We start from the raw sequence: 12,550 nt of genomic DNA, 5'->3' as shown, positions 1-12,550 counted from the left end.
GGGCGCACCCACATAAGTAAATGGGGACTAAACAGCCCATACCCACCATTTATTGCTTACTACCGCACAACGGGCTGTTTGGTGCAGACGGGTGCACCGCGGAGGCGCCGAAGACGTACCCGGGAACGCACCGGGAACGCACCGATGATCAGGTCAGCGCGCCCGCCGCCTTGAGGTCGTCGAAGAGCAACCGGTCCACGGGCGGCACGAGGGCCCGGTCGGCGAAGGAGAACCACGCCATCTCCTCGATCTCGCTGCTCGCGGCGAGCGTGCCGCGGTAGTCGCCGTAATAGCAGCTCATCCGTACGACGGCGGCGTCGGGCCGGTCGTCCACGGGAGCCTCGTACGTACCGGCGTGAACGACGGTCTCCCGGATCAGGCCGACCGTCAGCTCCTCCTCGATCTCCCGCAGGAGGGTCTGCAGATCGGTCTCCGCACCCTCGCGCTTGCCGCCCGGGATGTAGAAGACATCCTTGCCCCGGGGCCGCGCGCAGAGGATCCTGCCGCCCTCGATCCGCACCCACGCCACCGTGTCGATCAGCACCGCCATCACTCCGCCCCGCTCGCCGCACCTCCGGCGGCTTCCGCACCCCCGGTCGGGCGGGACCCTACCGCCCGGGGCGGGAGACGCGCACAAGCGCGACGAGGCGAAGGGCGCACGCGGGCGCCGGAGACGCCCCGGGAGGCCTGCGGGGCCCCGGGCAGGCCGTTCCGCCTCCCCGGGGCCCCGCAGGGCCGTCCGTCGCGTCAGGGCCTGTTGCCCTGGCCCACGCGCTCCACCCGATAGACCTGATGGCGGTGGCGGTCGTCGAGGCCGTCGGCGACCTTCTGCGCCTCGGCCTGCGTGGCGTACCTGCCCACGCGATAGCGGTTGCCGCCGTCGTCCTGCCGTATCACCTGCCAAGGGAGCACGGCGCCGCTGTCGCTCATCGTGTCACTCCCCCGCATATCGCCCCTCTTCCCACCGGCGTGCACGTCTCTAAGGATCCCCAGGAAACCGCAGTACGCATATGCCCGAGCGTACGCCTGACCTTCACTCAGTGCAGGCGGCTTTACACAAAGAGATACACATCCGGCCAACACGAAAGGGGCGCATCCACAGAATGCGCCCCCTCATGACCCATCAACATCCCCCACCGGCCCGCCCGGCACCCCTCACCGGACCCGACGGGCCGTCACCTCACCTCATCGCACCGGCAGGTGGTAGGCGACCCGATACCGGTCGGCCGGCACCACCACGTCGGCCGTCTCCACGGCCCGACCCGAGGCGTAGTACGTCCGCCCGATGACGATGACCACATGGCCGGGCACCCCGCCGAGCGCCAGGAGCTCCTCCGCCAGCCCCGGGCGCGCGCCGACCTCCTCGGCGACGTTGTCCACGACGACATCGATCGCGGCCATCCGGTCCACCACCCCGCAGCCGCCCAACGGGCCCTCCTCCGGCAGCATCACGGGCGTACGGCCGGTGACGGCGAGCGGCTCCCAGGAGGTGGAGAGCATGATCGGCTCACCCGCCTCCCGGAAGACGTAATGCGTGCGCATCACCCGGTCGCCCGGCTCGATGCCCAGCCGCCCGGCGATCTCGGGGCTCGCCCCCTCCTGCTCGCTGCGGGACTCCCAGGTCCCGCGCGCCCCCTCGGCCGTCTGCTCCTGCCGGAACGGGCTGGCCCCCTTGTCCGGGCGGTAGCCGGAGCGGGCGATCATGCGGGGGACGGGACGCTCGCGCACATACGTGCCGGAGCCGGAACGCCCCTCGACCAGCCCCTCCGCCATCAGGACCTTCCGCGCCTCCAGGGCGACGGTGTCCGAGACCCCGTACTCCTCCCGGATGCGGGCCTGCGACGGCAGGCGGGTATGGGGCGGCAGCGCGCCGTTGACGATCTTCTCCCTGAGATCGCTCGCCACGCGCAGATAGGCGGGCTGCTCACCGAAAGTCACAGGCCACTCCCAACAGGTTGACAGTCTGCGACAGCCTGACAACCGTGGGTTGTGCACCGCAAGCATGGGCCAGAGTTTCACCCAATGTGATGATCTTGTGCCGGTCCACGCATACCTCGAACGCGGATACCAGATCCTTCCCGGACGTTCTCCGGCAACTCCCGTACCCTTGACCATTTTTGGTCCAGACCAATACCTTCCTGTGCACAGCACGGCTCCCGCTTTTCCGTCCGCTTTCTCTCCGTACCGGACCACGCACCGGATCACGCACAGGAACGAGCCTCATGCGCCGAAGAAGCCTGTCCCGAATGACCATCGCCGCCGTCTCCCTGGCCCTGCTGGCGGGCGTCGCGCCCGCGGCCACGGCCAGCGCCGGCCACGACCGGAGCAAGGGCGGCGACCGCGACAAGGGCCATCACCGCCCCGCGTACAAGAGCATCGGCTACTTCACCCAATGGGGCGTCTACGGACGCGACTTCCAGGTCAAGGACCTGGACACCAGCGGGACCGCGGCCAAGCTGACCCACATCAACTACGCCTTCGGCAACGTCAGCGCCGAGGGCAAGTGCTTCACCGGCAACATCCCCGGCCAGGCCGACGCCTGGGCCGACTACGCCCGCCCGTTCGACGCGGCGGGATCGGTGGACGGCGTCGCCGACACCGACACCCAGCCGCTCGCGGGCAGCTTCAACCAGCTGCGCGAGCTGAAGGCCAAGCACCCCGGCCTCAAGGTCATGATCTCGCTCGGCGGCTGGAGCTGGTCCACCCACTTCTCCGACGCGGTCCGCACCGCGGCCTCCCGCAAGGCGCTCGTCGCCTCCTGCGTCGACCTGTACATCAAGGGCAACCTCCCGGTGGACGGGGCGCGCGGCGGCGACGGCGCGGCGGCCGGCCTCTTCGACGGCATCGACGTCGACTGGGAGTGGCCGGGCTCGGCGGCGAACGAGGGCACCGTCTTCCGCCCGGAGGACAAGAAGAACTTCACCGCGCTGATCCGCGAGTTCCGCACCCAGCTCGACGCCCACGCGAAGAGCGAGGCGAAGGCCGAGGAGAAGACGGCCAAGGGCAAGGGGCACGGCCACGGGCACGGCAAGCCGAAGCCGAAGCACTACGACCTGTCGGCGTACGTACCGGCCAACCCGGCCGCGATCGACGCGGGCTTCGATGTGAAGCGCCTCATGAAGGACTTCGACTTCGTCAACATCCAGGGCTACGACTACCACGTCTCCGGCGAGAAGAAGACGGCCCAGCAGTCGGCCCTGTACGCGAAGAACGACTTCAGCGTCGACCGGACCGTCCGCGACTGGGTCCGCCGCGGCGCGCCCAAGCACAAGCTCGTGGTGGGCATGCCGACCTACGGCCAGGGCTGGACCGGAGTGAGCGGCGGCGGCAAGGGCATGGGCCAGCCGGCCACGGCCCCGGCTCCGGCCACCTGGGCGGCGGGCTACGAGGACTACAAGGTCCTCAAGCAGCTGGCCGCTTCGGGGACGTACAAGGTCCACCGTGATGTGAAGAACGGCCACGCGTGGCTGTTCGACGGCACCACGCTGTGGACGTACGACGACCCGCAGGTCCTGCGCACCAAGGCCGCCTACGTCCGGGACAAGGGTCTCGGCGGGGCGATGTTCTGGTCGCTGGACGGGGACACGGAGAACGGCGAGCTGATCACCGCGGTCGACCGCGGGCTCAACCGCCGCTGACACCGACAGGGCCGGGGCGGTCGCATGACGCGACCGCCCCGGCCTGTGCGTGGTGCCTGGTTCCTGTGCCTGGTGCCTATGACTCAGCCGTTCAGAGGTTCAGCGGTGCGGGCTCAGAAGTGCAGGCCCCAGCTGTTGATCCGGCCGGTGTCGTACGTCCAGTTGTCGCTGACCCGGAGCTTCCAGGTGCCGTTGGCGGCGACGGAGGAGGCGTTGACGGTGTACGTGGTGACCACGTCGTCGCCGCTGCCGCCGGAGCCGTACGCCTTCAGGTTGAAGACGGTGCCGTTCGGTGCGACCAGGTCGATCTTCAGGTCACCGATGTAGGTGTGCGAGATGTTGACCGGCACCTTCAGCGCGGAGGGCGCGTTGCCGGTGACGCCGGTGACCGTGACGGGCGACTCGACGGTCGCGTTGTCGTTGATCGGGTACCCGGTGGTGTTCTCGAACTTCTTGGGGTCCGGGTCCGGCGGGTTGGTGGTGCCCGTGTTGACGTTCAGGAGGCGGTTGGGCGAACCGCTGCCCGGGTTGCCGACGACCCCGGTGGTGGCCGCCGCGACGAGACCGGCGGAGACCTGCGCGGGCGTCGAGGACGGGTTCTCGGCGAGGTAGAGGGCGGCGCCGCCGGCCACGTGCGGGCTGGCCATCGACGTGCCGGAGATGGTGTTCGTGGCGCTGTCGCTGGTGTTCCACGTCGAGGTGATCGAGGAACCGGGCGCGAAGATGTCCACGATGGAGCCGTAGTTGGAGAAGCTGGAGCGGGCGTCGGTGTTGGTCGTCGAGCCCACGGTGATGGCCTCGGGGACGCGCGCCGGGGACTTCGTGGAGGCGTCGGTCGACTCGTTGCCCGCCGCGACGGCGTAGGTGACGCCGGAGGCGATGGACCGCTTCACCGCGGCGTCGAGCACGGAGTCCGCGCCACCGCCGAGGCTCATGTTGGCGACGGCGGGCTTGACGGCGTTGGCCGTCACCCAGTCGATGCCCGCGACGACCTGCGCGGTGGTGCCTGAGCCGCTGTTGTTCAGCACGCGGACGCCGACGATCTTCGCCTTCTTGGCGACGCCGTGGGCCGTGCCCGCGACGGTGCCGGCGACGTGCGTGCCGTGGCCGTGGCCGTCCTGCGCGACGTTGTCGTTGTCGATGGCGTCGTAGCCGTTGAAGGCCCGGCCGCCGAAGTCGCTGTGGCTGATCCGTACCCCGGTGTCGATGACGTAGGCGGTGACGCCCTCGCCCGCCTTGTCCGGGTAGGTGTAGCGCTGGTCCAGCGGGAGGTTCTTCTGGTCGATGCGGTCCAGACCCCAGGAGGGCGGGTTGGTCTGGGTGGCGTCGACCGTGAAGGTGCGGTTCTGCGAGACGGAGGCGACGGCCGGGTCGGCGGCGAACTTCTTCGCCTCGGCGGCGGAGGCCTCGACCGCGTAACCGTTGAGGGCCGAGCGGTAGGTGCGCTCGATGCTCGCGCCGTACTTCTTCGCGAGGGCCTTGCCCTGGGCGGAGTCGGACTTCGCGGCCGAGTCCTTGAGGGTCACGATGTAGCTGTTGCTGATGACGCCCGGAGCGCCCGCGTTCTCGATCACGCCTTCGGGTGCCCGCTCGGCCGCGGTCGCCGGAAGGGCGGAGGCGGTGGCGAGCGCGACGGCGGCTGCGGTGGCTATGACGGTCGCCGTGGCGAGTCTTCGCCGTGCATGGGGGGTGTGACGCATCACTGACATGTGAGGGGTCCTCCTCATAGGCGGTGCTCTGGTGGGGGGTGGTGCCGGAGCCGCACGACGACTCCCGACAGGGGCATGACAAATCAGCCGTCGGAACGCCCCGGTTTCTGCGTCCTCCGGTGACCGGCATGCCCTGCTGCCAGCGAAAGATTGACCGATCCATGGCGAACTCACAAGGGTGCCTTGGGGCACGCCATACGCGCGCCATTCATCTGCCATATGCCTGACATGCTGGCGAACATGACGACCTATCACTGCCCGGTGGACGGGACCCGGTCCGAGACCACCGCCCTGACCTGGTGCTGCCCGGTCTGCCGGGGCCCCTGGGACCTCGACTTCACCCCCGTACGGGGCGTCGCGCCGAACGCGCTTTCCGTGCGGGCCAATTCATTGTGGCGTTACGAGGAATTCCTGCCGCTCGCCGCCCCGACGATCTCCCTGGGCGAGGGCCGCACCCCGCTCGTCCCGCTCACGGACACCGTCTCGGCCAAGCTCGACTACCTGATGCCGACGCTGTCCTTCAAGGACCGCGGCGCGGTGCTGCTCGTGGAGCTGGCCCGGCGGCTGGGGCCGGACCGGGTGGTGGCCGACAGCACGGGCAACGCGGGCACGTCGGTGGCCGCGTACTGCGCGCGGGCCGGGCTCGCGTGCACGGTGTACGTCCCCGAGGGCACATCGGCCAAGAAGACCGAGCAGATCCGGGCCCACGGCGCACACCTGGTGACCGTCCCCGGCGGCCGGGAGGCGACCGCGCTGGCCGCCCGCGCGGCGGCGGACGAACCGGGGGTCTTCTACGCCTCGCACGTCTTCAACCCGTACTTCCTGCACGGCACGAAGACGTACGTGTACGAGCTCTGGGAGGACCTCGGCGGCCGGCTGCCGGACGCGCTGGCCGTCCCGGTCGGCAACGGCACCCTGCTGCTGGGCGCGGCCCTCGCCGTCGCCGAACTGCACGCGCTGGGCCTGATCGAGACCCGCCCCCGCCTGATCGCCGTCCAGGCCGAGGCGGTCTCCCCGCTGGCCGCCGCCTTCCACGCGGGCCTGGACGACCTGCCTCCGGCGGACCCGGCCGCGATGCCCTCCCCCACCCTGGCGGAGGGCATCGCGATCCCGCGCCCGCCGCGCGCCCGGCAGATCCTGGCAGCGGTACGGGCCTCGGGCGGCACGTTCCTGACGGTGCCGGAAGACCACATCCGCGAGGCCCAGCGGGACCTGGCGTCCCGCGGCTTCTACGTCGAGACGACGGGCGTGGCGTGCTGGGCGGCGGTACGGGACGGGGGCGGCGGAGGCGGCGACGCCGCCGGGGGCGGGGTGACGGGCAGCGTGGTGGTGCCGCTGTGCGGGGCGGGGTTGAAGACGGGGATGGCGGCGGGGTGAGGGGGCGGGGGCCAAGAGTGGCTGGTCCTCCGCCCCCGGCGGACGGGCGGGGGACCGAGAGTGGCTGGTCCTCCGCCCCCGGCGGACGCCGAGGCCGGAACGGGGCCGCCCCGGCGGACGCCGAGCCCGCTCCTCCTCTGCTCCTCCGCTCCTCCTGCTCCATCCGGCCGTCCGGCGGACGCCCGGTGCGGGGTGCGTACGCCCGGGCGTGCGCGGCGTGACGGCCGACCGGACCGCCGCGTCCCTACCTTCGTACCGTGAGCCTCTCGCGTATCTCCGTCCTCGCGCCCCTGGTCGCGGCCGCCCTGATCGCACCGCTGCCGCCCCCCGCCGACGCGGCCGAGTCCCCCGGCCCCGTACCGCGGCCGGGCCCGGCCCACCCGTCCGCCTCCCCCGCGCCGGGCCCGTCCCCGGCCTCGCCCCCGTCCTCGGCCGTCCCCGCCTGCGGCCGGACGGACGGTCAGGGCGCCCCCGGGACCTCCTGGTCCCCGACGTCCACCCGCTTCGGCGAGGCCGGCGGCTACGACCCGTACGTCGGCAACGGCTATCTCGGCCACCGCGTCCCCGCCACCGGCGCCGGATACGCGGCCGCCGGCGAGAAGACCGGCTGGCCGCTCTACACACCGCGCTACGACGGCGCGTTCGTCTCCGGGCTGTACGCACGGGACGAGGCCGTCACCGAGGGCCGCGAGGTGATCGCCGCGCTGCCGAGCTGGACCGGCATCGACGTGGGCGTCGGCGAGGAGACCCTCGGCACGGACACCCCGTCCGGCCGGATCTCGCACTACCGCCAGACAGTCTTCCTCAGCTGCGGCCTCGTCCGCACCTCGCTGCGCTGGACGACCGCGGACGGCCGGGCGACCGACATCTCCTACGACGTCCTGGCCGACCGCTCCGACGTCCACACCGGAGCCGTACGCCTGCGGATGACTCCGCGCTGGAGCGGCGCCGCGACCGTCACCGGCCGGCTCGACGACCGGGGCGCGCGCCGGATCACGCTGCGCGAGGACGGCTCGTTCCGCACGCTCGGCACCGGCATCGAGGGGGCCGTGGCGCAGGCGATGCGGCGCGGCTCGGGCGTGGTCGAGACGCTGCGGCCGGACGCCCGTACGTCCCCGAGGCAGACCCCGGTCCGCGCGGGCCGGACGTACACCTTCGAGAAGTACGTCGGCGTCGACACCGCCCTGACCTCCCGCACCCCGGCCGAGGACGCCCGCGAGGCGGCGCACCGGGCGGCTCGGCGCGGCTGGGACCGGGTCTTCGCGGCGAACGAGGCCGCCTGGCGCGAGGCCTGGTCCGCCGATGTGCTGGCGTCCGGCAGCCCCGACCTCCAGCGCTGGCTGCGCTCGGCCCAGTACGGACTACTGGCGAGCACCCGGCGCGGCTCCTCCGACAGCATCGCTCCGGCCGGCCTGACCAGCGACAACTACGCGGGCCTGGTGTTCTGGGACGCCGAGACGTGGATGTTCCCGGGGCTGCTCGCCACCCGCCCGGAGCTGGCGCGCTCGGTCGTCGAGTACCGCTACCGCACCCGGGACGCGGCCCGCGCGAACGCCGAGAAGCTGGGCCACGACGGCCTGTTCTTCCCCTGGACCAGCGCGAGCCGGGGCCGGCTGGACTCGGAGTGCCACAGCGTGGACCCGCCGCACTGCCTGACCCAGAACCATCTCCAGGGCGATGTCTCGCTGGCCGTCTGGCAGTACTACCTCGCCACCGGCGACCGCGACTGGCTGGCGGCGCGGGGCTGGCCCCTGCTGCGCGGCATCGCCGACTTCTGGCGGTCGCGCGCCACGGCGAACGAGGACGGCAGCTACTCCATCAAGAACGTGGCCGGGCCCGACGAGTACAGCAACGGCGTCGACGACGGCGTCTTCACCAACGCGGTCGCCGCCACCGCGCTCCGCAACGCGACCCGCGCCGCCCGACTCCTCGGCCACCGCCCGCCGTCCGGCTGGAACCGGGTGGCGGACGGCCTGCGCATCCCGTACGACGCGGAGAAGAAGGTCTTCCTCCAGTACGCGGGCTACAACGGCTCCACGATCAAGCAGGCGGACACGGTGCTGCTGACGTACCCGCTGGAGTGGCCGATGGAGCCGGGCGCGGCGGCGGCCACCCTGGACTACTACGCGGCCCGCACCGACCCGGACGGCCCGGCGATGACGGACTCGGTGCACGCGATCGACGCGGCGGAGATCGGTGAGCCGGGCTGCGCGGCGTACACCTATCTCCAGCGTGCGGTGCGGCCCTTCATGCGGGGCCCGTACGACTTGTTCTCCGAGGCGCGCGGCGAGAAGTCGGGCGCCGAGGACCCGCTGTCCGGCTTCCCGGCCGAGGACTTCCTGACCGGGAAGGGCGGCTTCCTCCAGGTGTTCACCCATGGCCTGACGGGCCTGCGGCTCCGTGAGGACGGCGTGCGCCTGGACCCGACGCTGCCGCCGCAACTGCACGAGGGCGTCACGCTGAAGGGCCTGCGGTACCGGGACGCCGCGTACGAGGTCGAGATCGGCCCCCGGACGACCACGGTCCGCCTGACCTCGGGCGCCCCGTTCACGGTCCACACGGCACAGGGGCCGCGCCGGTTGTCCTCGGCCCTCACGCTTCCCACCCGCCGCCCCGACCTGACCCCGACGGCCGACGCGGCGCGCTGCCGCACGGTGACGGCGACCTCCGAGGCCCCGGGCCTCTACGCGGAGGCGGCGGTGGACGGGGCCCCGGCGACATCCTGGTCCCCGGACGGCGCGGCGGGTTCCCTGACGGTGGACCTGGGCGCCCGGCCCCTCCGGCTCGCCTCGGTGACCCCGGTCTGGAGCGACGTACCGCCCGCTTCTCACACGTTGGAGACCTCGCTCGACGGCCGCTTCTGGCGCCCCTACCTGGCGGGCGACACGGCGCGCAAGGTCCGGGTGACGGTCCGCTCCGAGGACCCGGAGAAGCCGGCGGGCGTGGCTGAGCTGCGGGTGGAGACGGGCGGGCGGTAGGACGCGCCCGTACCCGGCATCGGGTGGAGCATGGAAGAGGGGCCACAACCGAACATCCGGAGGTGTACGAGTCATGGGCATGTACATGGATGTCCACCGGGGCATGAAGGGCATCACGTCGGAGCAACTGAAGGAAGCCCACGAGGCCGACGCGGCGATCGAGAAGGAGGAGGGCGTCCACTTCGAGCACGCCTGGGCGGACCCGCAGTCCGGCACGGTCTACTGCCTGTCCACGGCCCCCTCGGCAGAAGCGGTCCAGCGCATCCACGAACGCGCGGGCCACACGGCGGACGAGATCCACGCGGTGCCGCTGGCGGTGTGACCGGGCACGCGGTGCGGCTGGAGATGTGACCGGGCGCGGTGGCCGTCGGCGGTGTGACCGGGCCGGCCCCGGGGTGCCGACGGCGGGCGCCGCCGGACCGCGCCGCCCGCCCGCCGGACCTGCCCTACCCGGTCTCGGCTCGGTCTCTACCCGGTCGGAGACTTTCCCCCCGGAGGCCGTACTTCTGGAGGCCGCGCCTCCGGACGCCGCACCTCAAGGATCGTCGCCGTGCCGCCCGGGACGGCGGTCTCGTACAGCGTGATCCGGTCACCCGGGACGAGGTGCGTCCACCGCGCCGGGTTCAGCGGCAGCAGACGCACCGGAGCCCGGGCGCCGGGCTCCAACTCCCGCGCGAACTCGACCCACACCCGGGCGATGTCCAGCGCCCGATCCGGGACACCGCCGTCCCGCCACGCGCCCGTGCCGGTGTCCCACATCGGGCGCAGCACCCCGCCACCGGGAATCGGGGGGCGCCGGGGCCCTTCGTCGGCGGGGAGGAGCGTGAGGTCGGCCCGGATGACGCCGGAGCGCGTCTCCATCTCCCGCCACCAGCACCACTCCCGGCTCCGCTCGAACCCCAGCGCCCCGGCCACGCGCGCCAGTTCGTCCCAGAAGCCCGCGGGCGCGGTCCACGCGCCGCCCAGCGCCTGGAGCAGATCGAGCGCCACCTCCCACTCGTCGTGCGCGAGGTAGTCCCAGACATCGGAAACGGTCATGTCGTTGTCGGTGGCGACGCCCTCCGGCACCAACAGCGAGGCGGCTTCAAGCATCCGGACGACATCCATGCACGGATTGTCCACTCACCCGTCGGCTTGTCCACTCACCCGCCGTCCGCCGACGGTCCGCCCGGTCGCCGAGGGTCTTACCCCCGCCCCGGCAGCCGCGTCTCTCCCGCGGCCTCGGCCTCGGCCTTCGCGTCGCTCACCGCGGCGGCGGCCTCCTTCGCGGCCTCGTCGGCGGCGGCGACGGCATCCAGTGCGAGCGTCGAGTTCGGCTCGATCTCCGGAACGCCGACGTTGTCCTTGTCGCTCTCCGCGACATCGGCGGCCGCCTCCTCGCGCTGCGCGGACGGGGCCGGCCCCGTGGCCGACGACTGGTCGCCGAACGCGGTGGTGACCGTACGGATCGCCTCGGTCAGCTCGCCCGGGATGACCCAGAAGGTGTTGTTGTCGCTCTGCGCCAGATGCGGCAGCGTCTCCAGATACTTGTACGCCAGAACCTTCGCGTCGGCGTTGTTGCGATGGACGGCCTGGAAGACGAGCTCCACCGCCTTCGACTCACCGTCGGCCCGCAGGATCATGGCCTGCTGTGTGCCCTGTGCCTCCAGGATGTCCTTCTGCTTCGTGCCTTCCGCGGTGAGGATCTTGGCCTGCCGCTCACCCTCGGCGTGCAGGATGGCCGCGCGCTTGTCACGCTCGGCCCGCATCTGCTTCTCCATCGCCTCTTTGATGGTGTTCGGCGGATCGATCGCCTTGATCTCGACCCGGTTGACCCGGATGCCCCACTTCCCGGTGGCGTCGTCGAGTACGGCACGGAGCCGGGCGTTGATCTCCTCACGCGAGGTGAGCGTCCCCTCCAGGTCCATGGAGCCGATGACGTTACGCAGGGTGGTCACCGTGAGCTGGTCGATGGCCTGCAGATAGTCGGCGACCTCGTAGGCCGCCGCCCTCGGGTCGGTGATCTGGTAATAGAGCACGGTGTCGATGTTGACCACGAGGTTGTCCTCGGTGATCACCGGCTTGGGGTCGGACGAATACACCTGCTCACGCACATCGAGCTTGGTGTTGACCCGGTCCGCCACCGGCAGGACGAAATTCAGGCCTGGCTGCAGCGTCCGGCGATATCGGCCGAACCGTTCGATGTTGTAGCGGCGCGCCTGCGGAACGATCCGCACGGTCGCGGCCACGAGAAACACCACGACGAGCGCCGCCACAAGAATCGGGATGACCACCGGATCCATACTTCCTCCTTCGCTGCCCGTTGCGTGCGCTGCTCCCTGCGTGCGCTGCCCGCTACGTGTTCAGTCGTTCATGGAAGGAGCTCGCGGGGATACACGACGGCTGTGGCGCCTTCGATCTCCATGACGTCCACCAGCGCTCCCACCGGAATCACATGGCTCTCGTCGAGGGCGCGAGCGGTCCACTCCTCACCGGAGATCTTGATCAGCCCGTGGGTCGCGGTGACCTCCTGCATGACCTCGGCCCGCTTGCCTATGAGCGCATCGCTGCCCTCGCGCGTCAGGGGCGTCCGATCCATGTACCGCATCGCGACGGGACGTACGAGCGCGAGACCCGCCGCCGACGCCAGACCGAGCGCCACGAGCTGGCCGAGCAGGCCGACGCCCACACCGGCCACGACGGCGGCGACCAACGCCGCTCCGGCCAGCAACCCGAAAACCAGCGTCAGAGTGAAGAACTCCGCGGTGCCGAGCGCCGCGGCGGCGAGCAACCATGCGAACCACGGCATCGAATCAGCCTCCCCAAGGGGACCTATACACCTACCTACCCCTTCAGACCCCGGACGGAA

At 71.5% G+C, this 12,550-nt stretch carries 11 protein-coding genes; 4 read left to right on the top strand and 7 right to left on the bottom strand.

Annotated features, from left to right (window positions below):
* Positions 1–148: 148 nt before the first annotated feature.
* From G3I54_RS29785 to G3I54_RS29775, 3 genes are all read right to left on the bottom strand, one after another.
* Positions 149–553: an NUDIX domain-containing protein gene (locus G3I54_RS29785; RefSeq protein ID WP_343240462.1), complete on the bottom strand. Its 405-nt coding sequence runs from the start codon at positions 551–553 to the stop codon at positions 149–151.
* Positions 554–747: 194 nt separating this feature from the next.
* Positions 748–948: a hypothetical protein gene (locus G3I54_RS29780; RefSeq protein ID WP_103510091.1), complete on the bottom strand. Its 201-nt coding sequence runs from the start codon at positions 946–948 to the stop codon at positions 748–750.
* A gap of 237 nt (positions 949–1,185) precedes the next feature.
* Entirely contained in the window at positions 1,186–1,938 is a 753-nt protein-coding gene (locus G3I54_RS29775) for a GntR family transcriptional regulator (RefSeq protein WP_030630823.1), read from the bottom strand.
* Positions 1,939–2,222: 284 nt separating this feature from the next.
* Between G3I54_RS29775 and G3I54_RS29770 the strand changes: the two genes are divergently transcribed.
* Positions 2,223–3,638, top strand: coding sequence for a glycoside hydrolase family 18 protein (locus G3I54_RS29770; protein ID WP_164618993.1), 1,416 nt, complete (start codon positions 2,223–2,225; stop codon positions 3,636–3,638).
* A 113-nt stretch (positions 3,639–3,751) separates the two neighbouring features.
* Here G3I54_RS29770 and G3I54_RS29765 read toward each other — a convergent pair whose 3' ends face one another.
* Positions 3,752–5,347 carry a S8 family peptidase gene (locus G3I54_RS29765; protein WP_164618991.1) on the bottom strand — a complete coding sequence of 532 codons (1,596 nt, stop codon included), beginning with the start codon at positions 5,345–5,347 and terminating at the stop codon, positions 3,752–3,754.
* A 240-nt stretch (positions 5,348–5,587) separates the two neighbouring features.
* Between G3I54_RS29765 and G3I54_RS29760 the strand changes: the two genes are divergently transcribed.
* The 3 genes from G3I54_RS29760 (at position 5,588) to G3I54_RS29750 (ending at position 10,024) form a co-directional block, all read left to right on the top strand.
* The gene (locus tag G3I54_RS29760; protein WP_239144646.1) at positions 5,588–6,724 is read left to right on the top strand and encodes a threonine synthase; all 1,137 of its coding nucleotides are present in this window, start codon (positions 5,588–5,590) and stop codon (positions 6,722–6,724) included.
* Positions 6,725–6,981: 257 nt separating this feature from the next.
* The gene (locus G3I54_RS29755) at positions 6,982–9,702 is read left to right on the top strand and encodes a glycosyl hydrolase family 65 protein (protein WP_164618989.1); all 2,721 of its coding nucleotides are present in this window, start codon (positions 6,982–6,984) and stop codon (positions 9,700–9,702) included.
* A gap of 73 nt (positions 9,703–9,775) precedes the next feature.
* Entirely contained in the window at positions 9,776–10,024 is a 249-nt protein-coding gene (locus G3I54_RS29750; RefSeq protein WP_164618987.1) for an SCO4226 family nickel-binding protein, read from the top strand.
* Between the two features lie 146 nt (positions 10,025–10,170).
* Here G3I54_RS29750 and G3I54_RS29745 read toward each other — a convergent pair whose 3' ends face one another.
* The 3 genes from G3I54_RS29745 to G3I54_RS29735 form a co-directional block, all read right to left on the bottom strand.
* Positions 10,171–10,809, bottom strand: coding sequence for a hypothetical protein (locus tag G3I54_RS29745; protein ID WP_164618985.1), 639 nt, complete (start codon positions 10,807–10,809; stop codon positions 10,171–10,173).
* Between the two features lie 77 nt (positions 10,810–10,886).
* Positions 10,887–11,984, bottom strand: coding sequence for an SPFH domain-containing protein (locus G3I54_RS29740; RefSeq protein ID WP_164618982.1), 1,098 nt, complete (start codon positions 11,982–11,984; stop codon positions 10,887–10,889).
* A gap of 68 nt (positions 11,985–12,052) precedes the next feature.
* Positions 12,053–12,490, bottom strand: coding sequence for an NfeD family protein (locus G3I54_RS29735; protein WP_164618980.1), 438 nt, complete (start codon positions 12,488–12,490; stop codon positions 12,053–12,055).
* Positions 12,491–12,550: the final 60 nt, after the last annotated feature.

Origin of the sequence: Streptomyces sp. SID14515 (assembly GCF_010548505.1) — a bacterium.
GTDB classification, from domain to species: domain Bacteria; phylum Actinomycetota; class Actinomycetes; order Streptomycetales; family Streptomycetaceae; genus Streptomyces; species Streptomyces caviscabies.
This window is presented reverse-complemented; position numbering and strand designations above follow the sequence as displayed.

Bases quoted from the DNA above. Each gene is read 5' to 3' on its own strand.
- G3I54_RS29780 (WP_103510091.1), bottom strand. From the start codon at position 948: ATGCGGGGGAGTGACACGATGAGCGACAGCGGCGCCGTGCTCCCTTGG.
- G3I54_RS29770 (WP_164618993.1), top strand. From the start codon at position 2,223: ATGCGCCGAAGAAGCCTGTCCCGAATGACCATCGCCGCCGTCTCCCTG.
- G3I54_RS29765 (WP_164618991.1), bottom strand. From the start codon at position 5,347: ATGTCAGTGATGCGTCACACCCCCCATGCACGGCGAAGACTCGCCACG.
- G3I54_RS29760 (WP_239144646.1), top strand. From the start codon at position 5,588: ATGACGACCTATCACTGCCCGGTGGACGGGACCCGGTCCGAGACCACC.
- G3I54_RS29750 (WP_164618987.1), top strand. From the start codon at position 9,776: ATGGGCATGTACATGGATGTCCACCGGGGCATGAAGGGCATCACGTCG.
- G3I54_RS29745 (WP_164618985.1), bottom strand. From the start codon at position 10,809: ATGGATGTCGTCCGGATGCTTGAAGCCGCCTCGCTGTTGGTGCCGGAG.
- G3I54_RS29740 (WP_164618982.1), bottom strand. From the start codon at position 11,984: ATGGATCCGGTGGTCATCCCGATTCTTGTGGCGGCGCTCGTCGTGGTG.
- G3I54_RS29735 (WP_164618980.1), bottom strand. From the start codon at position 12,490: ATGCCGTGGTTCGCATGGTTGCTCGCCGCCGCGGCGCTCGGCACCGCG.